Genomic DNA, 26,134 nt, shown 5'->3' on the forward strand with positions numbered 1-26,134 from the left:
CTATAACAAGGGAAACCGCATGTCCAAGACTCAGTTGTTCGACCTCGACGGTAAAATCGCTTTCGTTTCCGGTGCCAGTCGCGGCATCGGCGAGGCCATCGCCAAGTTGCTGGCCCAGCAAGGCGCCCACGTGATCGTGTCCAGCCGCAAGCTCGACGGCTGCCAGCAGGTGGCCGACGCCATCGTCGCCGCGGGCGGCAAGGCCACCGCCATCGCTTGCCACATCGGTGAAATGGAACAGATCAGCCAGGTCTTCGCGGGCATCCGCGAGCAGTTCGGGCGCCTGGACATCCTGGTCAACAACGCCGCCACCAACCCGCAGTTCTGCAACGTCCTGGACACGGACCTGGGCGCCTTCCAGAAAACCGTGGACGTGAACATCCGCGGCTACTTCTTCATGTCGGTGGAAGCCGGCAAGTTGATGCGCGAGAACGGCGGCGGCAGCATCATCAACGTGGCGTCGATCAACGGCATCTCGCCGGGGATCTTCCAGGGCATCTATTCGGTGACCAAGGCGGCGGTGATCAACATGACCAAGGTCTTCGCCAAGGAATGCGCGCAGTTCGGCATCCGCTGCAACGCCCTGCTGCCGGGCCTGACCGACACCAAGTTCGCCTCGGCGCTGGTCAAGAACGACAGCATCCTCAAGACCGCCCTGGCCCAGATCCCGCTCAAGCGCGTGGCCGACCCGAGCGAAATGGCTGGCACGGTGTTGTACCTGGCCAGCGACGCGTCGAGCTACACCACGGGCGTGGCGCTGAATGTGGATGGCGGGTTTCTTTCCTGATACCCGCATATCCCAGATGTGGGAACGGGCTTGCCCGCGAAAGCGGTGTGTCAGTCGATGGAGATATTGGATAGACGGGCCTCTTCGCGGGCAAGCCCGCTCCCACAGGTTGATCCTGGGCGTGCACAGGATGTGTGTTCACCGTACATCCCTTGTGGGAGCGGGCTTGCCCGCGAAAGCGGTGTGTCAGTCGATGGAGATGCTGGATAGCCCGGGCCTCTTCGCGGGCAAGCCCGCTCCCGCAGAGATTTTCCATTGCATCAATGAATATTTATTCCAATATTTGCAATTAGGGAATTTTTATTCCATAAAGAGCCCTCTGACAATAACAACTCAAAGGGCTCTTCTCATGCGCGAACTCGGCATCGGTCTGATTGGCACCGGCTTCATGGGCCGTGCCCATGCCTTGGCGTTCCACCAGGCTAAGGCGGTCTTTGACCTTCCCCACCCCCTGACATTGGCGGCCCTGGCCGACGCCGACCCGCAGCGCGCCCGGCAATGCGCACAGAGCTGGGGCTTCGAGACGGCCCACAGTGACTGGCAACGGTTGATCGAAGACCCCAAGGTCAATCTGGTCGCCATCACCACTCCCAACCATTTGCACTTCCCCATGGCCATGGCGGCGCTGGCGGCGGGCAAACCGGTGTATTGCGAGAAGCCCCTGGCCGTGTCCCTCGACCAGGCCGACCAGATGCGCCAGGCGGCCAAGGCGGCGGGCGTGGTCACCCGGGTCGGCTACAACTACCAGCACAACCCGATCATCCAGTTGGCGCGGGAGATCATCCAGCGCGGGGAACTGGGCTCGATCGTCAGTTTCCAGGGCGAGTTCAGCGAAGACTTCATGGCCAACCCGGCCTCGCCCTGGTCATGGCGCTGCGAAGCGGCCCACGCCGGCGGTGCCCTGGCGGACCTGGGCAGCCATTTGCTGGCGATGGCCCGGCATCTGCTGGGCGATGTCGAGGCGGTGTGTGCCGTCAGCCAGACCGTGCACACCCAGCGCCCCGCCAGCGCCGGCAATCGCGAACAGCGCACCATCGCGGTGGACGACCATGTGCACGCGCTGCTGCGCTTCGCCAATGGCGCCTGTGGCACGGTGAGCAGCAGTTGGCTCAAGCACGGCTACAAGAACCACCTGGCCTTCGAGATCAGCGGCACCCTCGGCACCTTGGCGTTCGATCAGGAACGGCTCAATGAACTGCGCCTGTGCCGCGCCGGCGAAACCGGGTTCCAGCGCCTGCTGGCCGGCCCGGACCTCCCCGGCTACGCCGCCTTCAGCCCGGCCGCCGGGCACCAGTTGGGCTACAACGAACTGAAAACGCTGGAGGTGCAGGAACTGCTCATGGCCCTGGCCGGCGAAGCGGGCCACGGCACGGACTTCGAAGAGGCCTGGGCGGTGGAACGCCTGGCCGCGGCGATTCGCCTCGCGGCGCGGGAGCAGCGTTGGGTCAACGTGGATGAACAATGAGCGGTTGAGCCCCGGCTGTAGATAAACGGCGCTCGTGCGGGGGGATATACCTCCCGCACCATTTTCTTATTCCATTGATGGCTAGAAGACTGTCAACTCTGACAGTGGCTGGAGAGCCCCTGATCCGTGCAACATTAGCGCTCTGCACACCCGCACAGAGCCTGGCGATGGATCAACCGGACCGCTTGAGCATCACCCCTCCTTCACTGCCGAAGGGCGGCGGTGCCATTCAGAGCATCGGCAGCGGCTGGGGCGAAGTGGGCTCCACCGGCAAGGCGTTTTACGACTTGCCACTGCCAATCTCTCCAGGGCGCGGTTTCGCCCCGGCCCTGCAGCTCGGTTACGGCAGCAGCGTGGGCAACAGCTTGTTCGGGATCGGCTGGGTGCTGTCGCTGGGCTGCGTGGCACGGCGCACAAGCAAAGGGGTCCCGGCCTACACCGATGACGATGTCACGCTCGGCCCGGACGGCACCGTCTGGATGCCGGAACGCGACGATGACGCACAGATCATCCGCCGACCGGTGGACACCTATCAAGGCCTGGAACTGGGCACGGTCTATCAGGTGGCGCGCTATTTCCCACGCATCGAGGGCACCTTCGAACGGATTGAACATTGGCGCTCAGCCGAAGACCACCCAGGATTCTGGTTGATTCACGGGGCCGACGGCAGCCTGCACTTGTACGGCTTCAACGCCTCCTCACGCAGCACCGACCTCGAAGACGCGCTGCGTGTCGGCGAGTGGCTGCTGGAGGAAAGCCTCAATGCCCATGGCGAACATATCCTTTATGAATACGCTGGCGAAGATCATGCTGGCATGCCCGCCGATACGCCCCGCGACTTTCACGCGCAGTGCTACCTGAGCCGAGTGCGCTATGGCAATGCCGAGGCGAACGCTCACCTTTATCACTGGGCACCGACAGCACTCCGGCAAGCTCGCTGGCACTTCGACCTGATCTTCGATTATGGCGAACGCGACACCGGGCTGACGGACATTCCCGAGTACGAGCCGACGGGCGAGTGGCCCGTGCGCAGTGATCCTTTCGCCACCTACGGCTATGGCTTCCTGCTGGGCAACCTGCGCCTGTGCCGGCAAGTGCTGATGTTCCACCAGTTCGCCGAGCTGGGGAGCGCACCGCTGCTGGTGCAACGGCTGTTATTTGAGTACCACACCACGGACCTGGGCTACAGCCTGCTGTGCGCCGCGCACCAGCAAGGCTACGACCAGCAGGGCCGAATCGAGTCGCGCCCACCGGTGGCGTTCAGCTATTCGGCATTTTCGACCGAAGCCACCGAGTATCAGCCATTCGATGCCATGCCTGGCCTCAACGACGGCCAGCAATATCAGTTGGTTGACCTGTATGGCGAGGGTATCCCCGGCGTGCTCTATCGCAGCGACAAGGCTTGGTACTATCGCGAGCCGCTGCGCGCGCAAACGGCGCACACCGCTGATGAAGTGAGCTACGACACTTGGAAACGCCTGGATGCCATACCGGTGATGGACACCCGCAAACCGGTGCGCCAGTCACTGATGGACCTCACCGGCGATGGCCGACTGGATTGGGTGATCGCACAACCCGGCGTGAGTGGCTTTTTCACCCTCACCCCGGATCGCCACTGGTCGACGTTCGTCGCCTTCGGCGCCTTCCCCGTGGAGTTCTTCCATCCGCAAAGCCAACTGGCCGACCTGATGGGCGGTGGTTTGTCCGACCTGGCCTTGATCGGCCCACGCAGCGTGCGGTTGTATGCCAACCGTCGAGAGGAAGGCTTTGCAGCAGGCCAGGATGTCACGCACTTCGTCGAAACGGCCCCCGACGATCGCTTGCCCCTGTTGAGCCAGACGCAGACCGAATTGGTGGCCTTCAGTGATGTGCTGGGCACAGGCCAGCAACATCTGGTGCGCATTCGCCACAACGAAATCGTCTGCTGGCCCAATCGCGGCCACGGTCGCTTCGACCCGGGCATTCACCTCGCAAACCTCCCCTACGCCTACAAATCTTTCGACGCTTCGCGGGTACTGCTTGCCGATCTGGACGGTTCCGGCGCCGCCGACCTGATCTATCTCACCCACGAACACGCTGAAATCTTCATGAACCGCACCGGCATGGGGTTCGAGACCACCCCACGGATCCTGCCCTGGCCACCGGGCGTGCGTTATGACCGACTGTGCCAAGTCAGCGCCGCCGATTTGCAAGGCCTCGGCTGTTCCAGCCTGGTGCTGACCGTACCGCACATGAAGCCCCAACATTGGCGCTGCGATTTTGTCCAGGCCAAGCCGTACCTGCTGCACCGCACGAACAACAATATGGGCGCGGCCGGCGAGGTGATCTACCGCAGCTCGGCCCAGGAATGGCTCGATGAGAAAAAGGCCTTGCTGGCCGCGAACCTGGAGGTCGCCAGCCATGTGCCGTTTCCGATGCCCGTGTCCGTCCGGCAGATCCAGTTGGATGAAATCACCGGCAATCAACTGACCCAATGCTTTGAATACCGACAGGGCTTTTACGACGGCCAGGAACGCGAGTTCCGCGGCTTTGGCCTGGTCATGCAAACCGACAGCGAAACCACCGGTGACGAACAACACCAGGCCGGCTTTACCGCGCCGGTGCTGCGCAAGAGCTGGTTTCACACCGGGCGCATGCCCGACCTGCCGGGGCTCGATTACGACCCTTCGGACAACGCGGCGGTGCCCTTGGGCAGCGCCCTGCTGCTGGCTGCCAAAAGTGACGCAAAGGACGAAATCATCAGCGACGCCAATGACGAGACCTTGCACGACATGGCCTACGCATTGGCAGGCAGTCCGCTACGGGTGGAGGTATTCGGCCCCGACGATGACCCGCTGCAAGCCCGGCCCTATTCGGTGCAGCAATCCCGATACGCCGTGCGCCTGTTGCAACTGCGCGACGAGCACCAGCCCTATTGCAGGATGCAGCCGCTGGAGTTGGAGTCGATCGCCTACACCTACGAACGCCAACCCGACGACCCGCGCTGTCAGCACCACATCAACCTGGCCTGGGATTCCTACGGGGGATTGATCCATGACGTGACCGTCCACTATGCCCGGCGCAAGGATATCAATGACGAACCGCCGTTCAGCGAAGCCCATGAGCAAACCTGGTGGCGGGCCGCCCACGACGACGCGCAGCGCTTTCACTACCTGGAGGAAAACCGGGCCCGGTTCATTCATCTGGACGATCCACAAGCCGTTCGCCGGAGCTTGCCCTACCTGTCCCGTGGCAACGTCCTGGTTCTGCCAAAGACCGCGTTGCCACCGCAAGACATCCGTTACGAAGGCCTGCTCGAGCGCCTCGATGCACCGGCCTCGGACGACTGGCCGCGAGTCCTGAGCGCACTGGCCGAACAGCGCTATCAACACGCCGGCCAGACACTGCCGGCTGGCCAGGCCAGTTTCGAGGCACTGGCCGACTACCTTGAAACCGCCGAATTGGATGAGACGGCGCTCCAGGCCTATGCGGCGGTGCTCAGCCCCGATGAGTTGGCGGAAAAACTACCCAGGCTCGGCTACCGCCCCATGGTCGCCGCACTGCCGCCGGAACCGGACCGGATGTTGTGGTCGACGCGCAAGGGTTTCATGACCTACGCCGCACTGGAGGGGTTCTACCGATTGATCAGCGTCCGCCCCACTGAAAGCCAGGGGCCGACGGACGTTGTGTTCGATCCCTATCATTGCCTGCCGCTCAGCGTCACCACCGCTGACGGATGCAGCACACGCGTGGCCGAAGCTGACTATCGGTTCCTGTTGCCCCGGCGCATCGTCGATCCGAACCAGAACACCCAGGAAGCTTGCTTTGACGGCTTCGGTGAACTGTTGGCCAGCAGTTTCCATGGCACTGAGCGTGGCATCGAGGTCGGGTTCGACCCGATAGACGAGTACCAGCCGGTCATCCGTTTGCCCGCCGAAGCCATCGCCGCCCCCGACGCCGCCCTGCAAGGCGCGGCCAGCGTCTGTTTTCGCGATGCCTTCAGTTGGATGCAGCGCCGTGAACCGGTCCACGTGGCCATCCTGCAAGCCGACCGCTACCCGCACCCACCGGACAATCCCGGACGCAAAATCCGTATCGCCGTGCAGTGCTGGGATGGCTTTGGCCGCCGCCTGCAGAGCAAGCAGAAGGTCGAGCCAGGCATGGCCTATCAGATTGACGAGGACGGTGGCCTGGTGCTTGACGACGACCAGCCGGTGAGCGCGCCGGCCGCCGAGCGCTGGCGGGTCAGTGAACGGGTCGAATACAACAACAAAGGGCTGGCGGTGCGCGCCTACCGGCCGTACTTCGCCGATGGCTATCGCTACGTCAACGATGAATCGTTTCGTCGGTTCGGCCATTGCGACCAGCAGTTCTACGACCCTCTCGGGCGCCCGACCCTGACGATCACCGCCATTGGTTATTGGCGGCGTCAACGTTACCTGGGGTGGTACGGCATTGCCGAGGATGAGAATGACACGTTGGAAGAATCCCGGTTGAACAAGGCGTCGGGGGGGGCATGATGAACAGCCAGGCAGCCGGGCGCGTTCATGCCCATACGCCGACACTGACGGTCACCGACCCACGCGGGCTTGTCGTGCGGACGGTGGATTACTATCGATCCGTCGAAGGCGTGCAGGCCCAAGAGCGGGTCAACCGCAGTGCCTATGACGCGATGGGTCGCCTGGCCGGACAATGGGATCCGAGGTTGTGGCAGCTCACGGAGGAAGACGCCTCCACGCCGCCCAACCTGATCAACCGTCACTCGCTGTCCGCCAAGGTGCTGGGCTCGATCAGTGTCGATGCCGGTGAACGGATCAGCCTGTTCGGCGATGGCGACCAACGGGTCCAAACCTGGGACAGCCGAGAGACTGAGCAATGGATCGAATACGACGATCTGCTGCGGCCATTGGCCATTTACGAACAGGGCAAGGACGAAGCCTCGCGTTGCACCGAGCGTTATGAATACGCTGATGCCAGTGCCGATTTCGCTGCTCGCAATCAATGCGGGCAAATGATCCGGCATGATGATCCGGCGGGCACCCAAACATTGGACGAGTACGCGCTGACCGGTGGCGTGCTCGAACAGACCCAGCGGTTTTTACACTCGCTGCAAACGCCGGATTGGCCGCCCACACTGCCTGAGCGCGATACGCTACTGGAGCCGACGGCGCAGGCGGCAACCAGCGCGACGCGGTTCAGTCCGCTGGGCGATGTGCTGGAACGGATGGACGCCAAAGGCAATCGGCAACTGTTCGATTACACCGTCGATGGCCTGTTGTTCGCGAGCCATCTGCAACTGAGCGGCCAGGCATCGCTTCAGACGCTGGTCAGTGATATCGCCTACAACGCCTATGGCCAGGTCGAACAGGAAACGGCCGGTAACGGCGTTGTCAGCACCCTCGGTTACCGTGCCGAGGACGGACGCCTTCTGCGGTTGCACGCCGAGCGCAATGCCGAGGGTCCGCTGCAGGATCTTCGCTACGCCTACGATCCGGTGGGCAATGTGCTGAGCATCGAAGACGCTGCCTTGCCCATTCGCTACTTCGCCAACCAGCGGGTGGAACCGGCCAACCGTTATGAGCACGACAGCCTCTATCAGTTGATCCGGGCAACCGGCTGGGAAGCCGGGAGCGTCAGCCGAGGACCGCAATTCGACCGCTTCGCGGATCCACGCGCAGTCGCCAACTACCAGCAAACTTACCGCTACGACGCAGGTGGCAACCTGCTGGAACTGGTCCACACCGGCCCGCAACACCACAGCCGCACACTGACGGCCGCTCGCTACAGCAACCGTTGCCTGCCTGACCTGGATGACCGGCCGCCGACCGAAGAAGACATTGCCGCCGCGTTCGATGGCAACGGCAACTTGCTGGCACTGCAACCGGGGCAAGCGATGAGTTGGGATCTGCGCAATCAACTGCACGAGGTGCGCCCCGTCGAACGGGAAAGCGCTGACGATGACCGCGAACTGTACTGCTACGGTGGCGATGGCATGCGGCGACGCAAGGTCCGCTCCAGCCAAACCAATGCCCGTTCGCTGATTTCGGAAGTTCGCTATTTGCCAGGCCTGGAAATTCGCACTCACACGGGTACGGGCGAAGTGTTGCAAGTGATCTGCGTGCAAGCCGGACGCAGCGCCATGCAGGTACTGCACTGGGAAACCTCACCACCCGCCGGCATAAGCAACGACCAATATCGCTACAACCTGACCGACCATCTGGGTTCCAGCAGCCTGGAGCTGGATGGCGAGGCCGGAGTGATCAGCCAGGAAACCTACCATCCCTTCGGCGGTACGGCCTGGTTTGCCGGGCGCAGTGAGGTGGAGGCCAGCTACAAGACGGTGCGTTATTCGGGGAAAGAGCGGGATGCAACGGGGCTTTATTATTATGGGCTCAGGTATTACGCACCCTGGTTGCAATGTTGGATCAGTCCAGATCCACTGGGGAACGTGGACGGTTTGAATTTATTTTGTTTTGTCTCGAATTCACCCGTGAACTTTATTGATCAGCAAGGCGGCGTGAAATTTCCAGCCGCCTTGCTCGCTTCGGATGCAGTTCGAGGGCTCGTCAACGAAGCCCGATACCCCGAGGCTCTTTCAAGAGCACGCGCCGAGTCTGCTCCTGATGCTGCGGTAATCAATGCATGGGTACACTCTCTTATACCCTCGGTTGATATGACGTCTACGACCGTGTTTCAGTCAAGGAGCAGCAATAGCATTTATCAGGCTGATTCGGACGTGGAAGGAATACAGTTTCTCATCAAGAAAATGCAATCGCCGAAAGAATCCCAAAGCGAGGCGTTTGCTTATGAGGTCAGTGAACGACTGGGCTTTCATTTTGTACCACCCACCCAGTACAAAGCCAAATCGATGATTCAACAACGAGTCATCAATATAAAAACAAATACTCAGGAACAAAAAGCGCTGCCTGAGTCCGCCAAGCTTTTCTATTTCCTGATCAATGAGTTTGATGATAATTCGGGCAATCAGTTATGGGACGCTCATCAAAATGTTTATTTGATCGATCATGAGGCTGCATTTTCCGAGCAAAAAAACCCGGTTTTCAACCTGCAAACTATCAATTTGGCAAATATTTTCGACGCAGAGCGTTGGGAGAAATTCAATAGCGTCAGCATTAAGGAATGGAAAAGCTTGATTACTGAAAAATACTCAACTTTGTCAAAAGGTGAGACTAACGCTTTTCTGGGAAGAATCAGAGACGCGCAAGCGGCGGTACAGCGAGGGATTGATCGCGAAGTGTTGAGCTTTGGCGTGAAACGCGGTTTTCTACAGCGGGCTTTCGGACGTAAAGCCGCCTAGGCTGTGTACGAAATAGTTTGAAACGCAGGTTAGGCAAGGCAAAAACCGGCGAGGAAGCGCAGTTGACTGGTTGTCAATGAGCATTCCGAGCCGGTTTTTAACGCCGCATAACCAAGTTTCAAGCTATTTCGTACATAGCCTAGGCTGTGCCACGGGTGAAACGATTTGCGTCCCCCACCACGGAGGGACGCATTTAATCTGAAGTCAAGGTTCGCAGCCCAACCAATCGCCCTGCCAACACCTTAGCCTGACTCGCCACATCAGTCACGGCGGTACTTTCCCACCACATCCCCCGCAGTGGCGGACCCATGGCGAACAGCCGGTCGGCGGGCTCACCCCGGGCGTCGAGCACCGCACCGTCGGGCCTTGCGGCGATGCCCAGGGCCAGTGGGCCGGGCTGGATCAGGCCACGGGCCAGCAGTTGCTGCGGCAATAGCCGGGCCACCCGGCGCCAGTCGTATTCGATGCCACTGGAGTTGATCAACGCAGCGCCCTGCACCACGGTTGTCTCGGCTTCGCCGCGCCGACGGAGGCGAATTGCGACGGTGCCCTCGGCCGACTCGACCAGCCCCTTGAACGACGCCGCCTGAATCCGCAACCGCCCTTCCCCGTGCAGACGCGCCACCAGTTGCGCACTCAACGGCGGCGAACGATGGTGATGGCTCTCCCACCAGGGACGAATATGCCGCACGAACTGTCGGCGCTGTACATCGCTGGCCTGGCTCCACAAGCGCCCGATATGGGCGCGTACCGTGTCCAGCGGCGCCTGCCAATCGATGCCTTGGGCCTGGGCCTGGCGGCACTGGTGACGCAACGCGCGCATCAGTTGGCGCGGCGAACGCAGGCTGTGGTCTTCGGCAAGAAAGTCCGCCCACGCCGGCGGTTGGCGGCGCACATGCGGCAACAGCCCATGGCGGGAAAACACTTCGATGGGCCCACGGTGCCCGGCCTGTTCCAACGACACCACCGCATCGACCATGGTCAGCCCCGAGCCGATGATCAGCACCGTGGCCTGGGGATCGAGCTGGCGCATCGCGGCCACGTCCCAAGGGTCCAGGGCTGCGGCGTTCAAGCCGCTGGATTCGGTCTGCGGCGTTCGCGCCGCAGGGAACATGCCGGTGGCCAGCACGGCGAAACGCCCGCGCAGGACCTGGCCGTCATTCAGCGTCAGCAACACCGCACCCTCGACAAGCTGCAGATCCACCACCTCCCCGCGCACGTGCTCGGCCACGGAGCCGTGCTGAGCGCCGACCGCCCGGGCCTCGTCCAGGCGTTGTTGCACGTACAGGCCAAAGATTCCCCGCGGTGGAAACAGTTCGCTGATCGGCACGTGCTGCTGATCCGACTCGGGCCAGCCACCGGCCTCGATGAACGCGGTGAGCCATTGGGTCAGGTCATCGGCGTTGTCGGGATCGACGCTCATCCGCGCTGCGTTACCGTTCAGGGTATGCCCCAGTTCCACGGCGCTATAGGCCTCGCCTCGGCCCAGCTCGCTGCGTGGCTCGACCACCAGGACCTCACGGCGGCCCGGCAGGCGCAGCAATTGCGCCGCCAGCAAGGCACCGCTCAGGCCGCCGCCGACAATGATCACATCGGCTTCACGGGCAATGTCCTTCGCCTGTTGCTCCGGCGCTGTCTGCATACCGCTCTCCCCCCAGGCTTCAAATCACCACGTTGCGTACAAATCGCACCGCCACCGGCCCCTCATTGCGATAGGCGTGGGGCTGGTTGCTGGCGAACATGAAAAACTCACCGGCACCGATCTGCCGCGCTTCGTCGCCCAGCAGCAGCGTCAGGCAACCCTCGAACACATAGAGCTGCTCGCTCCAACCGTCGGCGTCGGGTTCAGAAGGATAATGCTCTCCGGGCTCCAGGCGCCATTCCCAGAGTTCGACCTCGCGGCTGGCAGTGGCCTTGGCCAGCAACACCGCCTTGCTGCCGGGGAAAGTACCGGCCCAGGCCAGTTCATTGATGCGGCTGGGGTCACGGGCATCGGGGGCCTGGATCAGGTCGCTGAAGGCCACGTCGAGGGCTTCGGCGACGCGGTCCAGGGTGGTCAGGCTGACATTCTTCTCGCCGGCTTCGATCGCCACCAGCATTCGCCGGCTGACCCCGGACCGCTCCGCCAATGCACTCTGGCTGAGCTGCGCGGCATGCCGCAGGCGGCGGACATTCTGGCTGACGTGTTGCAGGACGGACGCCCGCTGGCCGGATTCTTTGTGCACTATATTGCTCACATACTGGGGCTGCGCATTATACTGCCCAACTTCGGACGCATTGTGCGTCTGCCTCATGTGGCGCGCAAGGTCATGGCATCGGTGAACTCCCCTCAAGCTTCCCCTCGTTTCTCTCGATTCAGCAAGGCCGAATGCGTGCTGGTGCTGATCACCATGATCTGGGGCGGGACATTCCTGCTGGTGCAGCACGCCATGACAGTCAGCGGGCCGATGTTTTTCGTCGGCTTGCGCTTCGCCGCGGCGGCGGCCTTCGTGGCGCTGTTCTCGTGGCGTCACCTGCGAAACCTGACCCTGTTCGAACTCAAGGCCGGAGGTTTCATCGGTGTGGCGATCATGCTCGGCTATGGCTTGCAAACCGTTGGCTTGCAGACGATCCCCAGCAGCCAGTCGGCGTTCATCACCGCGCTCTACGTGCCTTTCGTACCGCTGTTGCAGTGGCTGGTGCTGGGCCGCCGGCCAGGCTTGATGCCCAGCATCGGCATCATGCTGGCGTTCACCGGGTTGATGCTGGTATCGGGCCCGGCCGGGGCCTCGTTGAATTTCAGCGCCGGTGAAATCGCCACGCTGATCAGCGCCATCGCAATTGCCGCCGAGATCATCCTGATCAGCGCCTACGCCGGCCAGGTCGACGTTCGCCGGGTCACCGTGGTGCAACTGGCAAGCACCGCCGTGCTGGCGTTCCTGATGGTGGTGCCCACCCAGGAAAGGCTTCCGGAATTTTCCTGGCTGCTGCTGTTCAGCGCCGTCGGCCTGGGGGCAGCGAGCGCAGCAATCCAAGTGGCGATGAACTGGGCGCAGAAAAGTGTCTCGCCGACCCGCGCCACGCTGATCTACGCCGGCGAGCCGGTCTGGGCCGGTATCGCCGGGCGCCTGGCGGGCGAGCGGTTGCCGGCGATTGCCTTGTTCGGCGCGGCCCTGATCGTGGCGGCGGTGATTGTCAGTGAGTTGAAAACCCGAGGCAAAGGCGTGATCGAGGCGGATGAAGTTCTGGAGCGCGAGGGCTGAGACAGCCCTCTGAACCGGCAAAGTCGGAAAACTCCACCTATCTTGTAGGATTCTGCGACACCCTCGCGGTTGGTGATCCGGGTCAGGGCACGTATGATCCTTGAGAACCTACCGCCGAATAGAAGCCTATGTCACTGATAGTTCTATTGCTTTTGCCCTTCATCGGCAGCTGTGTCGCGGCACTGCTGCCGCATAACGCCCGTAACGCCGAATCGCTGCTGGCAGGCCTCGTGGCCCTCGTCGGCACCGTGCAGGTGGCCTTGTTGTACCCGCAGATCGCCGACGGCGGTGTGATCCGCGAAACCTATTCGTGGCTGCCGAGCCTGGGCCTGGACTTCGTCCTGCGTCTGGACGGCTTCGCCTGGCTGTTTTCATTGTTGGTGCTGGGCATCGGTACGCTGGTGTCGTTGTACGCGCGCTACTACATGTCGCCGGACGATCCGGTGCCGCGCTTCTTCGCGTTTTTCCTGGCGTTCATGGGCGCCATGCTCGGCCTGGTGATCTCTGGCAACCTGATCCAGATGGTGTTTTTCTGGGAACTGACCAGCCTCTTTTCCTTCCTGCTGATCGGCTACTGGCACCATCGCGCCGATGCCCGCCGTGGCGCCTACATGGCCTTGATGGTGACCGGGGCCGGCGGCCTCTGTCTGTTGGCCGGGGTGATGCTGCTCGGCCATGTCGTCGGCAGCTATGACCTGGACAAGGTCCTGGCCGCCGGCGAACTGATTCGGGCCCATGCCCTCTACCCCATCCTGCTGGCGCTGATCCTGATCGGCGCCTTGAGCAAAAGCGCACAATTTCCCTTCCATTTCTGGCTCCCCCACGCCATGGCCGCGCCCACGCCGGTGTCGGCGTATCTGCACTCGGCCACCATGGTCAAGGCCGGGGTGTTCCTGCTGGCGCGCCTGTGGCCGTCGCTGTCGGGCAGTGAAGAATGGTTCTACATCGTCGGCGGCGCCGGTGCCTGTACGTTGCTGCTGGGCGCCTATTGCGCGATGTTCCAGAATGACCTCAAGGGCCTGCTGGCCTACTCCACCATCAGCCACCTCGGGCTGATCACCCTGCTGCTGGGCCTCAACAGCCCGCTGGCGGCCGTGGCGGCAGTGTTCCATATCCTCAACCATGCCACGTTCAAGGCCTCGCTGTTCATGGCGGCCGGGATCATCGACCACGAAAGCGGCACCCGCGACATCCGCAAGCTCAGCGGCCTGGTCCGGTTGATCCCGTTCACCGCGACGCTGGCCATGGTCGCCAGCGCGGCAATGGCCGGGGTCCCGCTGCTCAACGGCTTTCTGTCCAAGGAAATGTTCTTCGCCGAGACGGTGTTCATTTCCGCCACGGCCTGGGTCGAACTGGCGCTGCCGATCATCGCCACCATCGCCGGGACCTTCAGCGTCGCCTATTCCCTGCGTTTCACCGTGGACGTGTTCTTCGGCCCCGCCGCCACCGACCTTCCCCACACCCCCCACGAGCCGCCGCGCTGGATGCGCGCACCGGTGGAACTGCTGGTGTTCACCTGCCTGCTGGTGGGGATTTTCCCGGCCCAGGTGGTCGGTTCCCTGTTGGCGGCGGCGGCATTGCCCGTGGTGGGCGGCACGCTGCCCGAGTACAGCCTGGCGATCTGGCACGGCCTCAATGCGCCGATGATCATGAGCCTGGTGGCAATGTCCGGCGGCATCGTGCTGTACCTGCTGCTGCGCAATCAGTTCAGGCTGGGGCACATCAAGCACCCGCCATTCATTGGCCGGCTCAGCGGCAAGCGCCTGTTCGAGCGCTGCCTGGTGTTGATGATGCGCCAGGGCCGGCGCCTGGAGCGGCGGATCAGCACCCGTCGCCTGCAAGTCCAATTGTTCTGGCTGGTCCTGGCCGCGCTGCTGGCGGGGCTGATCCCGATGCTGCACAGCTCGCTGGTCTGGGGCGATCGGCCGAAGATCCCCGGCTCCATCGTGTTCGTCACCCTGTGGGTGCTGGCGATCGCCTGTGCCGTGGGCGCGGCCTGGCAAGCCAAGTACCACCGGCTGGCGGCCCTGACCATGGTCAGTGTCTGCGGGCTGATGACCTGCGTGACCTTCGTCTGGTTCTCCGCCCCCGACCTGGCCCTGACCCAACTGGTGGTGGAAGTGGTGACCACGGTGTTGATCCTGCTCGGGCTGCGCTGGCTGCCGCGACGGATCGAAGACGCCTCGCCGTTGCCCAATAGCGAACGCCGCGCACGCATTCGCCGCCTGCGGGACTTGTTGCTATCCATCGCGGTGGGCGGCGGCATGGCGTTGCTGTCCTACGCGATGCTGACGCGCCAGACGCCCAACGACATTTCCTCGTTCTACCTGAGCCGGGCCCTGCCCGAAGGCGGCGGCAGCAACGTGGTGAACGTGATGCTGGTGGACTTCCGCGGCTTCGACACCCTGGGGGAAATCACCGTGCTGGTGGCGGTGGCGCTGGCGGTGTTCGCCTTGCTGCGACGTTTCCGCCCGCCGAAGGAAAGCATGCAGTTGCCGGCGCAACAACGCCTGCTGGCGCCGGACGTGGTCACCGACCTGGTCAACCCGCGCCAGGCCAGCGACACCGCGCTGGGCTTCATGATGGTGCCGTCGGTGCTGGTGCGCCTGCTGCTGCCGATTGCCCTGGTGGTTTCGTTCTATCTGTTCATGCGTGGCCACAACCAGCCGGGCGGCGGTTTCGTCGCCGGATTGGTGATGTCGGTGGCGTTCATTCTCCAGTACATGGTGGCCGGCACCCAGTGGGTCGAGGCCCAGATGAGCCTGCGGCCGTTGCGTTGGATGGGCACCGGCTTGCTGTTCGCCACCGTCACGGGCCTGGGGGCGATGGCCGTCGGCTACCCGTTCCTGACCACGCACACCTGGCACTTCAACCTGCCGCTGCTGGGTGACATTCACCTGGCCAGCGCCCTGTTCTTCGACATTGGCGTATACGCCGTGGTGGTCGGCTCGACCCTGTTGATCCTCACCGCCCTGGCCCACCAATCGGTGCGCGCGCACAAACCGGGCCTGCAGGCCAAAGCCGCCCCTCTCAAAGGAGCCACTGCCTGATGGAAGAAGTCATCGCAATCGCAATCGGCGTGCTCGCCGCCTCCGGTGTCTGGCTGGTGCTGCGCCCCCGGACCTTCCAGGTGGTCATGGGCCTGTGCCTGCTGTCCTATGGCGTCAACCTGTTCATTTTCAGCATGGGCAGCCTGTTCATCGGCAAGGAGCCGATCATCAAGGACGGCGTGCCCCAGGACCTGTTGCACTACACCGACCCGCTGCCCCAGGCCCTGGTGCTGACCGCCATCGTGATCAGCTTCGCCATGACCGCGCTGTTCCTGGTGGTGCTGCTGGCGTCCCGGGGCCTGACCGGCACCGACCATGTGGACGGCCGGGAGCCCCGGGAATGACGTTGACGCCGCACCTGATCGCCGCCCCGATCCTGTTGCCGCTGCTGACGGCGGCGTTGATGCTGATGCTCGGCGAGAAACACCGACCGCTGAAGGCGCGGATCAACCTGTTTTCCAGCCTGCTCGGCCTGGGCATCGCCGTGTTGCTGCTGGCCTGGACCCAGGGCCAGGACCTGCCCGCCTCCATTGGCGTGTACCTGCCCGGCAACTGGCAGGCACCGTTCGGCATCGTCCTGGTGGTCGATCGTCTGTCGGCGCTGATGCTGGTGCTGACCGGGATCATCGGCGTCAGCGCCCTGCTGTTCGCCACGGCGCGTTGGGACCGCGCCGGCGCCAGTTTCCACGCGCTTTTCCAGATCCAGCTGATGGGCCTCTACGGTGCCTTCCTGACAGCCGACCTGTTCAACCTGTTCGTGTTCTTCGAAGTGCTGCTGGCGGCGTCCTACGGCTTGATGCTCCACGGCTCGGGACGGGCGCGGGTGTCGTCGGGCCTGCATTACATCTCCATCAACCTGCTGGCTTCGTCGCTGTTCCTGATCGGCGCGGCGCTGATCTACGGTGTCACCGGCACCCTGAACATGGCCGACCTGGCGTTGAAGGTGCCTTTGGTGCCGGAAGCCGACCGCGGCCTGCTGCACGCCGGGGCCGGCATCCTCGCGGTGGCATTCCTGGCCAAGGCCGGCATGTGGCCGCTGAACTTCTGGCTGGTGCCGGCCTACAGCGCGGCCAGTGCGCCGGTGGCCGCGCTGTTCGCGATCATGACCAAGGTCGGCGTCTACACCATCCTGCGCCTTTGGACCCTGCTGTTCTCCGGCCAGGCCGGCGCCTCGGCGTACTTCGGCGCCGACTGGCTGATCTACGGCGGCATGGCGACCATCGTCTGCGCGGCCATCGCCATCCTGGCGGCCCAGCGACTGGAGCGCATGGCCAGCCTGAGCATCCTGGTTTCGGCCGGGATCCTGTTGGCGGCCATCGGTTTCGCCCAACCGAACCTGGTGGCCGCGGCGCTGTTTTACCTGGTGAGCTCGACCCTGGCGCTCTGCGCGTTGTTCCTGCTGGCCGAACTGATCGAACGCTCGCGCTCGGCCAATGAACTGGCCTTGGAAGACGATTTCGACAGCTTGCCGCGCCCGCTGGAATCCTTGCAGCCGCCCAAGGGCATCAACCTCGATGACGAGCAGAAAGCCGTGGTCGGGCAAGTGATCCCCTGGACCATGGCGTTCCTCGGCCTGAGCTTCATTTTCTGTGCACTGTTGATCATCGGCATGCCGCCGCTGTCCGGCTTCATCGGCAAGCTGGGCCTGCTGAGCGCGCTGCTCAATCCCCAAGGGCTGGGGGCCAGCGCCGAGACGCCAGTGTCGAACCAGGCGTGGGGCCTGCTGGCACTGCTGATCCTGTCCGGGCTGGCCTCGCTGATCGCGTTCTCGCGCCTGGGCGTGCAACGCTTCTGGACGCCACAGGAACGACCGTCGCCGTTGCTGCGGCCCTTCGAATGCCTGCCGATCATCGTGCTGCTGGGCCTGGGCATCGCCCTGACCTTCAAGGCCGAGCCGCTGTTGCGCTATACCCAGTCCGCTGCCCAGGCGCTGAACAACCCGGAACATTACGTGATGTCAGTGCTGGCCACCCGTGCCATCCCCAGCCCCGAGGCGCGCGCCGCGACGCTGGAGATGCAGCCATGAAGCGCCTGTTCCCTGCCCCGTGGCTGTCCCTGGCACTCTGGTGGTTGTGGCTGGTGATGAACCTGTCCCTGAGCCCCGGCCACCTGTTGCTGGGGGCCGCGCTGGGCTTCCTGGCCCCGCTGATGATGCGCCCGTTGCGCCCGCGGCCGATCCGCATCCGCCGACCGTGGGTGATGCTGCGGCTGTTCCTGCTGGTGGGCCGTGACGTGCTGGTGTCCAACCTCGCGGTGGCCTGGGGCGTGCTGAACGCCGGTCGCCGTCCGCCGCGCTCGCGCTTCGTCAAGGTGCCGCTGGACCTGAACGATGCCAACGGCCTGGCCGCGCTGTCGATGATCACTACGGTGGTGCCAGGCACGGTCTGGTCGGAACTGGCCCTGGACCGCAGCATCCTGCTGCTGCATGTGTTCGACCTAGACGACGAGGCGGCCTTCATCGCGCACTTCAAGGCCACCTACGAGCGCCCATTGATGGAGATTTTCGAATGAGCCCGTTGCTGTCCAACGCGATTCTCCTGAGCCTGTTCCTGTTTTCCCTGGCGATGGTGCTGACCCTGCTGCGGCTGTTCAAGGGGCCGTCGGCGCAGGACCGGGTCCTGGCCCTGGACTACCTGTACATCGTGGCGATGCTGATGATGCTGGTGCTGGGCATCCGCTACGCCAGTGACACCTATTTCGAGGCGGCGCTGCTGATCGCCCTGTTCGGCTTTGTCGGCTCGTTTGCCCTGGCCAAGTTCCTGCTGCGTGGCGAGGTGATCGAATGAACGTGGAGTTATCGATGTGGATCGAAATCCCGGTGGCGATCCTGCTGGTGCTCGGCAGCCTGTTCGCCCTGGCCGGCGCCATCGGCCTGGTGCGGCTGAAGGATTACTTCCAGCGCATGCATCCGCCGGCCCTGGCGTCCACCCTGGGGGCCTGGTGCGTGGCGTTGGCCTCGATCCTGTACTTTTCGGGGCTCAAGTCCGGGCCGGTGTTGCACGCCTGGCTGATCCCGATCCTGCTGTCGATCACCGTGCCGGTGACCACCCTGCTGCTGGCCCGGGCGGCGCTGTTTCGCAAGCGCATGGCGGGGGATGATGTGCCGGCGGAGGTGAGCAGTCGCCGTGAGGGATAACGGGTATTTCGAGCGAACGCCTTTGTGGCGAGGGGATTTATCCCCGCTGGGTTGCGGAGCAACCCCAAAGCCTGCCACCTGTGTACATCCGATTGACCACGTTCAGCCGTTATAAGGGCCGCTTCGCGCCCCAACGGGGATAAATCCCCTCGCCACGGTGATGCCTTCAGTCGCCCTCCAGCGGGAGCAAGCTCCCTCGCCACAACAGCCTTGTCCTCAGACCCACGCCACCGCCAGCAACCCGGCCCCGAGCACCACGCACAACGGCGAATAGATCCAGGTGTCGAGCCTGGCAAACGTCGATTCCTTGAACTCCTTGAAGAAGCCCACCAGTTCCGACTCGCCGATGGCGCGGGCGAACATCAGCAAAGCGATCGCACTGATCAGCCATTGCAGCGCCCGGTGCGTGACCGGCGGTGCCAACAGCCCGCCCCGCAGGCTCACCAGAACCGCGATCAACAGCAGCGCCAGGGCCACCAGCAACGTCAACCAGCCCGACGGATCGAACGCCGGTCGCAACGCTTCGCCGTGCTTGGCCGGCACCTGGGGCACCACCGCCAAAACCGCCCAACGCCCACCCAGGGCCCAATACAAGTGAATCAAGCTGATGGTCGCAAACACTGCGACCAGCGACCGAGCCAAGAAAAGCGTCATTCGCCAGCCTCCTGAAAAAGGTTGAACAATCATCCTAGCTCGAATTTGGCAATTCGCCGGACGGGCGCAGACTGCCCGTTTGCGACGAAAGACGCATTGCCCAGGATCAAGAGTTCGAACGGCTGGCCATTCTTTAGAGACTGGCCGCGACTTTGTCCGCCACCTCCTTGGGCAGCCAGGCCTGCCAGACCTGCGGATGCGCCTTGAGGAACGCTTCGGCGGCCTCGCGCGGCGGTGTGCGTTTCTCGCTCATGTCGGCCAGGGCCTTGTTCAACGGATCGATGGGCAAATCGACCTTGGCGAAGAACTCGGCGATGTCCGGGTGTTGCTGCTGGAACGGCGTGGAGACGCCAATCGACAGTTTCGAGGCCAGGGATCGGGTCGGCTTCGGATTGGGATTATCGGCATCGGTGAGGGTTTTCCAGGCCTCGGCATCGAACGGCGGCTCCTGCAACTGCACCAGCTTGAACTTTCCAAGCAAGGGCGTGGGTGACCAGTAATAAAACAGGATCGGCTTGCCCCGGCGGATCGACGAGGTGATTTCAGCGTCCAGCGCCGCCCCCGAGCCACTGCGGAAATTCACATAGCTGTCCGTCAAGCCGTAGGCCTTGAGCTTCTGCTTGTTGACCACCTCGGACGTCCAGCCGATGGGGCTGTTGAGGAAACGGCCCTTGTCCGGGCTCTCCGGGTCCTTGAACACGTGCTTGTAGCGCGCCAGGTCCTGGACACTGCGCAAATCCGGCGCCACGGGCTTGATGCCTTTGGCCGGGTCGCCCTTGATGACGTACTCGGGCACCCACCAACCCTCGGTCGCGCCCTTGACCGTATCGCCCAGGGCGACCACCTTGCCCTCGGCCTCGGCCTTGACCCACACCGGACTGCGGCCAGCCCACTCTTCACCGATGACCTGGATGTCGTTGTTGGCCAGGGCGGTTTCCAGGGTGATGGTGGTGCCCGGCAAGGTGTCGGTCGGCAGGTCGTAGCCTTTTTCGACGATGATCCGCAGGATATCGGTGATCAGGCTGCCGCTTTCCCAGTTCAGGTCGGCGAAGTGGATCGGTGCCGAAGCCGCCGACGCCGGAAACGGCGCCCCCAACACAGCCAAGGTGGCCCAGGCAGCCAGCCACTGTCGAACTCGTTTCATGCTTTGCACCTCGTGCCAGATACAGACATAACCGAACGGCCCTGCGTCAGCGAACGCAAGCCTCTGAATAGTTCAGTCAATTGACTGTAGCCGAGGTTCCAGCGGCCCCCTGAGAAACTGCAAGCGAGCCAGGCACAATGGCCACCGCGCACACGGTTTTCGAGGCATTTTCAGCGGTGAAGCCGTATCACTCGCTGGCCTTGAAGGTCACGAGCTCGCCCTTGCGCCATTTGGCGGCCTTGGCGGTGACGGCTTTCAGGGTCTTGGTCAGGCCTTCCTGCAATTGTTCATTGGCGGCGAACACCGTCACCACGCTATGGCCTTCCTTGAACAGGATCGCATGGCCCGCGGGCGTCGTGACGAAGGCATAGTCACCCAGGCCATAGACCGTCAACTTGATTTCGCGAAAGCGGATTTCAAACTTGCCGCCCTCACGACTGGGCAACACCGCCGCGCGAAAATGATCACCGACCTTGAGTTCGAGCCTGGGCTTGTCATCGACCACCAGGGCCGACTCGGTGTCGATTTCGGCGACATAGATCCCTTCCGGGGTCTGCTCGGTGATGTAGACGAAACGCGACTGGAACAGTTTGACCAGTTTTGCCCGCAGGTCACCGAGTACAAACAACGCATGCATGTCCAGATTACTTACTGCCAAGGAAACATCCCCATCTTTGAAAACGGCCCGCCCGCTAAAAGGACGGACCACGAGAACCCGTGCCGACTGTAGTGTCGCAATGGACCTGTCTTTGAAATTCGAAATGAACGGCGCACCCCATCCCCGGCCGAGAGCAGACTAAAGGTTGCCGCGCTCGCCGTCTTTCCCGAGGGGGCGTCAGAGGCTGAAGGAAAACGCCACGCTGAGCATCGGAAAAGTGGGACGACTAACTTTAGGGAAATTTCTCACTTAGAAAAGCATTTTTCTGACATCGAGCCCAAAAAAAATTGCTTTAGATAGGCGCAGCCGTCTACACGACACTGCCGATTCTAGAGCAGCCGAAGGCGTGGAGACTACTCGCAGCACTCGACAATTCGTCGGTAAACCATAGAAAAGGAATTCGCATGGCTACTTTCATCCCGCTCCGGCCCCCTATCGTCCCTTGTGTCGTCGACACAGCCGATACCCTCGACGGTGTCGATTACCTGCCCATTTCGTTGATTCAACCGCGTTATCGAGTTGTCCTGGCCGGAAAGTGTTTCTTTCACATTGAAGAAACATCCACTGGGCGTGTAAGAGGTTTCCGCACCGACCATAACGAGGCCTGCTACCTGGTCAGGCGTCTCGAACAGAGTGCTTGAAGGCCTGATGTCGATCGAACTCCTGGCGCTCGCTTGTCTCTGATAGAAAGAAGCAACCCAGGCGTCATGACGGCGCCCGCCAAAGGAGAACCCCATGGAACAGCCTTCACACGAGCTCAGTACCCTGTTCGACCAACTCGGCCTGCCCTCGGACGGCAAAGCCATCGACGATTTCATCGTGGCCCACCCGCTGGCACCGGAGATCAAGCTGGTGGAGGCCGACTTCTGGTCGGATCAGCAGAAAGCCCTGCTGCGTGAATGGCTGCTGGCCGACGGCGAAGAGGCGGTCCTGGTGGACCAACTGAACGTGCGTTTGCACGACGGTAAATAACCTAGAGGCCATCGGTTGAGCCCCTGTGGCGAGGGGATTTATCCCCGTTGGGCTGCGTAGCAGCCCCTAGGTCACACATTGCGGCGTATCAGGTCGGCTGCAACCAGCCTTTTTGGGGCTGCCTCGCAGCCCAACGGGGATAAATCCCCTCGCCACGGGGTTTTGCGTTTATTCAATAGAGTGAACGTCAACGCGCCTTCTCAGGCTTGTAACCCAACCGCAACCCACCCCAATGACGGCCCTTGACCATGATCGGTACGGAGAGGTCGTGCATCAGTTCGCCCGTGTCGCGGGTGTAGGTCTGCAACAGCACCGGTTGCTGGTGACTGCCGCAGCGGATGCCGGTGCGGTCGGAGAACTTGCGCTTGGTGCGGTTGTTCAGGGTGTCCACCTGGGGATCGCCGGTCAACGGCTGGCTGAACACCTTGTTGTGGGTTGGCACATAGCCTTGCTGGGTGCAGGCGATCGCGAAGACCAGGCCTTCGTGCCGGGCGAGCAACGGTTCCTGGATCGGCGGCAGCACTTGGTCGGTGTAGCGGTCGAAGCGGGTCTGGAACTTGGCGGGCTGGGTATTGGGAATGGCCTGGTAGTTGCGGTCGAACAGGTCATCCAGGCTGACGCGGCCCTGGTCGATATCGGCCTCGAACTGCGCGGCAATCTGGCTCGCCCCTTCCCGTGCCAGGTCATAGACGCGCTGGTGATAGTCATCGAGGCCCACCTCGGCCAGGCGTTCGCTGATGGATTCGGCCTGGCCTTCCATCTGCACCGCCGCCTCGGCCAGGCGCTGGGTCTGCTGGTCGCTGATGGACAGGTCGCCGCGCATTTGCTCGATGGCATGGAACAGGCTGTCGAGCTGCTCGCGGTTGGCGTCGGTGCCCTGGGCGATAGCGCCGACCTGGGTTTCCACGCCTTCGGCGAGCCGGGCAATGTTCTCCAGGTGCTGGCCGGTGTGCTCGACCTGCTGCACGCCGCTGTCCAGGTCATCGGCCAGTTGACGGATCTGCTCCACCACCTGGGCCGTGCGCTGCTGGATGTCCGCGACCATCACCCCAACCTCGCCGGTCGCCGCCGCGGTACGTCCGGCCAAGCCGCGGACTTCATCGGCCACCACCGCAAATCCGCGGCCGTGCTCGCCAGCCCGAGCCGCTTCGATGGCCGCGTTCAGCGCCAGCAGGTTGGTCTGGCTGGCAATCGACTGGATCACCAGGCTGACCCGCTGGATTTCATCGCTGCGCACGCTCAAGGCTTCGATCAACTCGCGACTGTCGTTGGCCCGCTGGCTGAGCTGGTGCATGCGACTGATGGACTCCACCAGCTCGCTGCGCCCGGCCACGCTGCTGCGATGGGCCTCGCTGGCGGCACCCAGGGCCTGCTGGCTGAGGTGTGAAGTCGCCTGTTCGGTGGCAATCATCGATTCGGCGTTGCTGACGATCCGCGCCGCCGCATCGAGTTGCGACTGGACCTTGCCGGCCAGTTGCTTGACCGAATAGGCGACACCGGCGGCCGACAACGCGTTATGACTGGTGGTGTAGGACAAGTCGCGAGTCAGCTCGGACAGCCGGTCGGTCGCCGGCGCCTGGACCGTGGCCACCCGCGAGCGCAGGCGCGGCAACCAGACGATGAGCATCACCAACGGCAGGCCCAGGTACAGCGACCAGCCGCCCAGGGTCATGCCACACAACAGCAAGGTCAGGGCAAGGCTCTGCAAGGTCGGCGTCAGCCAGCGTGCCAGGCCTTTCGTCACCGGTACCGAGGCCGGCACCGCACCCGCCAGAGATCCTTCTGTCGCCATGTTCGTCACCCACGCTTATCGTTGTTATGAGCGCATTAAACGCCACTATGGGGCCATTATCCATGGTCCATTAGTCGCGGTTCTTGCATCAGGTCAACGGCAGGGAGGGTGAGATATTGAGCGAAGATCGCAACCTGCGGTGCGCGGTTGCGATCTTTCAAGAGGCGGGATCAGGCCTGGCGCTGGTGCTTGTCGATCTGCTCGTGGCGTTCCTGGGCTTCGATGCAGTACTTGGTGGTCGGGCTGATCAGCAGGCGCTTGAGGCCGATAGGCTCGCCGCTGTCGTCGCACCAGCCGAAGCTGTCATCGTTGATGCGGTCCAGGGCCTGCTCCAGTTGCGGCAGCATGCGCTGGTCACGGTCAATGGCGTTGACCAGCCAGGTGCGCTCTTCTTCTACGGAAGCAGCGTCGGCCGGGTCAGCCGGGGTGTCCAGGCTCTCAATGGCGATTCGGTTCTGTTCGATGCGCTCGTGGGTTTCGACTTTCATGTTCTGCAACAGCTTGGTGAAGAAAGCCAGCTGCTCGGCGTTCATGTAGTCATCCGCCGGCATGGCCAGCAACTTTTCCTTTGTCATTGATATCTCTATAAAAAAACGTGCATTAAGGCGAATTATGGAGCGTCCCGCAGCGCAGCTGCCACGCTCGTCAGGAAGGCGCCGTCTATTCCAAGCGCCACCCGGCACTCAATTTACGAGGGGCGGCAGTCTAAGGCCGAGTGGAGGCCTCAGCAACCGAAAACATAGGGAAAATGTCCGACAACCCCTGGAAATGTTCTCTGACACGCTTTCGGCGGTCATCGGAGTGCGTTTATAACAAGAAATTCGCTGCAATGGCTGTATTAAGAAGACAAATGGCAACGCCACGCGGGTCAGGCGTGGCGCTTTGTCGCATTACAAGGCTGTTTAACGCTTGAGTTTGCGTTTGTTGCGGTATTGGTCGATGACCACTGCCACCACAATGATCACCCCCTTGATGATGTCCTGGATGTAGGCGTCGACCCCGACAAAGGTGAACCCACTGGCCATCACCCCGAGAATCAGCGCCCCGATCACCGTCCCGGTGATGCGCCCTACCCCACCCGCCAGGCTGGTGCCACCGATCACTGCCGCCGCGATCGCGTCCAGTTCATAGGACATGCCCATGCCGGCCTGCCCGGTCGCCGCCCGCGCCGAGGCCACCACCCCGGCCAACCCTGCCAGCAGCCCGGCGATGCTGTAGACGATCACCAGGTGGCGCTTGACGTTGATGCCCGAGGTGCGCGCCGCCTGCATGTTGCCGCCGATGGCGTAGGTGTACTTGCCGTACTTGGTGTAACGCAGGGCGATGTGGAAGATCACCGCCACCACCAGGAAAATGATCACCGGCATCGCGCCATGGCCGATGGCCGTGTAGGAGTCCGACAACATGCTCACCGGCTGGCCTTCGGTGTAGTAGCGCGCCAGGCCACGGGCCGAGACCATCATGCCGAGGGTGGCAATGAACGGCGGGATGCCGGTGATGGCGATGATGCTGCCGTTGATTGCCCCGGCCAACAGCCCGACACCGAGCCCGGCCACCACCGGGATCCACGCCGGCAGGTCGGTCAGCGAGGGGAACACCGCCCGGGCGAAGTCCGACGTCTGGGCCAGGCTGGCGGCAATCATTGCCGACAGCGCCAGCACCGAGCCGGACGACAGGTCGATACCGGTGGTGATGATCACCTGGGTCACACCGATGGCCAGCAGGCCGATGATCGACACCTGCAGGATCATCAGCACCAGTCGCTGGGAGTTCATCAAAAAGCTCTGGTCACGCATGATCCAGCCGAACAGCTCGAACACCAGGCCGATGCCGATCAGCACCAGGAAGATGCTCAGTTCCGTCGGCAGGCGTCGGCGCGTCCTGGCCGGTGCGGCGGCGGGTTTGTTTTCCAGTATTGCGTTCATAGCCATTCACCT

The 26,134-nt window shown here is 62.8% G+C and carries 20 protein-coding genes; 12 read left to right on the top strand and 8 right to left on the bottom strand.

Features of this window, described 5'->3' with window-relative positions:
• Positions 1-19: 19 nt before the first annotated feature.
• The 4 genes from V3H56_RS15580 to V3H56_RS15595 all read left to right on the top strand — a co-directional run bounded on the left by V3H56_RS15580 (position 20) and on the right by V3H56_RS15595 (position 9,549).
• Complete coding sequence (locus V3H56_RS15580; protein ID WP_042730564.1) at positions 20-787, top strand: SDR family oxidoreductase; 768 nt, start codon at positions 20-22, stop codon at positions 785-787.
• Positions 788-1,136: 349 nt separating this feature from the next.
• Entirely contained in the window at positions 1,137-2,252 is a 1,116-nt protein-coding gene (locus V3H56_RS15585) for a Gfo/Idh/MocA family oxidoreductase (protein WP_338473570.1), read from the top strand.
• Between the two features lie 167 nt (positions 2,253-2,419).
• Positions 2,420-6,751 (top strand): SpvB/TcaC N-terminal domain-containing protein, encoded by a 4,332-nt coding sequence (locus tag V3H56_RS15590; protein ID WP_338473571.1) that lies wholly within the window; start codon positions 2,420-2,422, stop codon positions 6,749-6,751.
• Positions 6,748-9,549 carry an RHS repeat-associated core domain-containing protein gene (locus V3H56_RS15595; RefSeq protein WP_234407895.1) on the top strand — a complete coding sequence of 934 codons (2,802 nt, stop codon included), beginning with the start codon at positions 6,748-6,750 and terminating at the stop codon, positions 9,547-9,549. Before V3H56_RS15590 ends, V3H56_RS15595 begins: the two co-directional genes overlap by 4 nt.
• Before the next feature lie 193 nt (positions 9,550-9,742).
• Here the strand turns inward: V3H56_RS15595 and V3H56_RS15600 are convergent, their stop codons facing one another.
• Entirely contained in the window at positions 9,743-11,191 is a 1,449-nt protein-coding gene (locus V3H56_RS15600; RefSeq protein WP_338473572.1) for an FAD/NAD(P)-binding protein, read from the bottom strand.
• A 19-nt stretch (positions 11,192-11,210) separates the two neighbouring features.
• Positions 11,211-11,774 (bottom strand): XRE family transcriptional regulator, encoded by a 564-nt coding sequence (locus V3H56_RS15605; RefSeq protein WP_042730567.1) that lies wholly within the window; start codon positions 11,772-11,774, stop codon positions 11,211-11,213.
• Here V3H56_RS15605 and V3H56_RS15610 point away from each other — a divergent pair.
• The 7 genes from V3H56_RS15610 (at position 11,769) to V3H56_RS15640 (ending at position 18,977) form a co-directional block, all read left to right on the top strand.
• A complete protein-coding gene (locus V3H56_RS15610) occupies positions 11,769-12,791 on the top strand; it encodes a DMT family transporter (RefSeq protein WP_042730568.1) in 1,023 nt (340 codons plus the stop codon). The genes V3H56_RS15605 and V3H56_RS15610 overlap by 6 nt on opposite strands.
• Positions 12,792-12,919: 128 nt before the next feature.
• Entirely contained in the window at positions 12,920-15,841 is a 2,922-nt protein-coding gene (locus V3H56_RS15615) for a monovalent cation/H+ antiporter subunit A (RefSeq protein WP_338473573.1), read from the top strand.
• Complete coding sequence (locus tag V3H56_RS15620; RefSeq protein ID WP_003180540.1) at positions 15,841-16,185, top strand: Na+/H+ antiporter subunit C; 345 nt, start codon at positions 15,841-15,843, stop codon at positions 16,183-16,185. The genes V3H56_RS15615 and V3H56_RS15620 overlap by 1 nt, the downstream gene beginning before the upstream one ends.
• Positions 16,182-17,867: a monovalent cation/H+ antiporter subunit D gene (locus V3H56_RS15625; protein WP_042730570.1), complete on the top strand. Its 1,686-nt coding sequence runs from the start codon at positions 16,182-16,184 to the stop codon at positions 17,865-17,867. Before V3H56_RS15620 ends, V3H56_RS15625 begins: the two co-directional genes overlap by 4 nt.
• Positions 17,864-18,352: a Na+/H+ antiporter subunit E gene (locus tag V3H56_RS15630; protein ID WP_042730571.1), complete on the top strand. Its 489-nt coding sequence runs from the start codon at positions 17,864-17,866 to the stop codon at positions 18,350-18,352. The genes V3H56_RS15625 and V3H56_RS15630 overlap by 4 nt, the downstream gene beginning before the upstream one ends.
• Positions 18,349-18,627 (top strand): K+/H+ antiporter subunit F, encoded by a 279-nt coding sequence (locus V3H56_RS15635; RefSeq protein WP_024780040.1) that lies wholly within the window; start codon positions 18,349-18,351, stop codon positions 18,625-18,627. The genes V3H56_RS15630 and V3H56_RS15635 overlap by 4 nt, the downstream gene beginning before the upstream one ends.
• Positions 18,624-18,977, top strand: a complete 354-nt coding sequence (locus tag V3H56_RS15640; protein WP_042730572.1) for a Na+/H+ antiporter subunit G — start codon at positions 18,624-18,626, stop codon at positions 18,975-18,977. The genes V3H56_RS15635 and V3H56_RS15640 overlap by 4 nt, the downstream gene beginning before the upstream one ends.
• Positions 18,978-19,193: 216 nt before the next feature.
• Here the strand turns inward: V3H56_RS15640 and V3H56_RS15645 are convergent, their stop codons facing one another.
• The 3 genes from V3H56_RS15645 to V3H56_RS15655 form a co-directional block, all read right to left on the bottom strand.
• Positions 19,194-19,631: a DUF3995 domain-containing protein gene (locus tag V3H56_RS15645; protein WP_042730573.1), complete on the bottom strand. Its 438-nt coding sequence runs from the start codon at positions 19,629-19,631 to the stop codon at positions 19,194-19,196.
• A gap of 133 nt (positions 19,632-19,764) precedes the next feature.
• A complete protein-coding gene (locus V3H56_RS15650; RefSeq protein WP_047738866.1) occupies positions 19,765-20,775 on the bottom strand; it encodes an ABC transporter substrate-binding protein in 1,011 nt (336 codons plus the stop codon).
• Positions 20,776-20,962: 187 nt separating this feature from the next.
• On the bottom strand, positions 20,963-21,412 hold the full coding sequence (locus V3H56_RS15655) for a hypothetical protein (RefSeq protein ID WP_047738867.1): 450 nt from the start codon (positions 21,410-21,412) through the stop codon (positions 20,963-20,965).
• 756 nt (positions 21,413-22,168) lie between these two features.
• Here V3H56_RS15655 and V3H56_RS15660 point away from each other — a divergent pair.
• Entirely contained in the window at positions 22,169-22,405 is a 237-nt protein-coding gene (locus V3H56_RS15660; RefSeq protein ID WP_042730576.1) for a DUF2789 family protein, read from the top strand.
• Positions 22,406-22,592: 187 nt separating this feature from the next.
• Here the strand turns inward: V3H56_RS15660 and V3H56_RS15665 are convergent, their stop codons facing one another.
• The 3 genes from V3H56_RS15665 to V3H56_RS15675 form a co-directional block, all read right to left on the bottom strand.
• Positions 22,593-24,197 carry a methyl-accepting chemotaxis protein gene (locus V3H56_RS15665; protein WP_047738869.1) on the bottom strand — a complete coding sequence of 535 codons (1,605 nt, stop codon included), beginning with the start codon at positions 24,195-24,197 and terminating at the stop codon, positions 22,593-22,595.
• 170 nt (positions 24,198-24,367) lie between these two features.
• Positions 24,368-24,772: a TraR/DksA C4-type zinc finger protein gene (locus V3H56_RS15670; protein ID WP_003202859.1), complete on the bottom strand. Its 405-nt coding sequence runs from the start codon at positions 24,770-24,772 to the stop codon at positions 24,368-24,370.
• A 327-nt stretch (positions 24,773-25,099) separates the two neighbouring features.
• The gene (locus V3H56_RS15675) at positions 25,100-26,122 is read right to left on the bottom strand and encodes an ABC transporter permease (protein ID WP_072396170.1); all 1,023 of its coding nucleotides are present in this window, start codon (positions 26,120-26,122) and stop codon (positions 25,100-25,102) included.
• Positions 26,123-26,134 lie beyond the last annotated feature (12 nt).

Origin of the sequence: Pseudomonas sp. MS646 (genome assembly GCF_036693845.1) — a bacterium.
GTDB classification, from domain to species: domain Bacteria; phylum Pseudomonadota; class Gammaproteobacteria; order Pseudomonadales; family Pseudomonadaceae; genus Aquipseudomonas; species Aquipseudomonas chlororaphis_E.

Bases quoted from the DNA above. Each gene is read 5' to 3' on its own strand.
- V3H56_RS15590 (WP_338473571.1), top strand. From the start codon at position 2,420: ATGGATCAACCGGACCGCTTGAGCATCACCCCTCCTTCACTGCCGAAG.
- V3H56_RS15675 (WP_072396170.1), bottom strand. From the start codon at position 26,122: ATGAACGCAATACTGGAAAACAAACCCGCCGCCGCACCGGCCAGGACG.
- V3H56_RS15625 (WP_042730570.1), top strand. From the start codon at position 16,182: ATGACGTTGACGCCGCACCTGATCGCCGCCCCGATCCTGTTGCCGCTG.
- V3H56_RS15595 (WP_234407895.1), top strand. From the start codon at position 6,748: ATGATGAACAGCCAGGCAGCCGGGCGCGTTCATGCCCATACGCCGACA.
- V3H56_RS15660 (WP_042730576.1), top strand. From the start codon at position 22,169: ATGGAACAGCCTTCACACGAGCTCAGTACCCTGTTCGACCAACTCGGC.
- V3H56_RS15630 (WP_042730571.1), top strand. From the start codon at position 17,864: ATGAAGCGCCTGTTCCCTGCCCCGTGGCTGTCCCTGGCACTCTGGTGG.
- V3H56_RS15620 (WP_003180540.1), top strand. From the start codon at position 15,841: ATGGAAGAAGTCATCGCAATCGCAATCGGCGTGCTCGCCGCCTCCGGT.
- V3H56_RS15665 (WP_047738869.1), bottom strand. From the start codon at position 24,197: ATGGCGACAGAAGGATCTCTGGCGGGTGCGGTGCCGGCCTCGGTACCG.
- V3H56_RS15615 (WP_338473573.1), top strand. From the start codon at position 12,920: ATGTCACTGATAGTTCTATTGCTTTTGCCCTTCATCGGCAGCTGTGTC.
- V3H56_RS15645 (WP_042730573.1), bottom strand. From the start codon at position 19,631: ATGACGCTTTTCTTGGCTCGGTCGCTGGTCGCAGTGTTTGCGACCATC.
- V3H56_RS15585 (WP_338473570.1), top strand. From the start codon at position 1,137: ATGCGCGAACTCGGCATCGGTCTGATTGGCACCGGCTTCATGGGCCGT.
- V3H56_RS15635 (WP_024780040.1), top strand. From the start codon at position 18,349: ATGAGCCCGTTGCTGTCCAACGCGATTCTCCTGAGCCTGTTCCTGTTT.
- V3H56_RS15580 (WP_042730564.1), top strand. From the start codon at position 20: ATGTCCAAGACTCAGTTGTTCGACCTCGACGGTAAAATCGCTTTCGTT.
- V3H56_RS15640 (WP_042730572.1), top strand. From the start codon at position 18,624: ATGAACGTGGAGTTATCGATGTGGATCGAAATCCCGGTGGCGATCCTG.
- V3H56_RS15655 (WP_047738867.1), bottom strand. From the start codon at position 21,412: ATGCATGCGTTGTTTGTACTCGGTGACCTGCGGGCAAAACTGGTCAAA.
- V3H56_RS15650 (WP_047738866.1), bottom strand. From the start codon at position 20,775: ATGAAACGAGTTCGACAGTGGCTGGCTGCCTGGGCCACCTTGGCTGTG.
- V3H56_RS15670 (WP_003202859.1), bottom strand. From the start codon at position 24,772: ATGACAAAGGAAAAGTTGCTGGCCATGCCGGCGGATGACTACATGAAC.
- V3H56_RS15600 (WP_338473572.1), bottom strand. From the start codon at position 11,191: ATGCAGACAGCGCCGGAGCAACAGGCGAAGGACATTGCCCGTGAAGCC.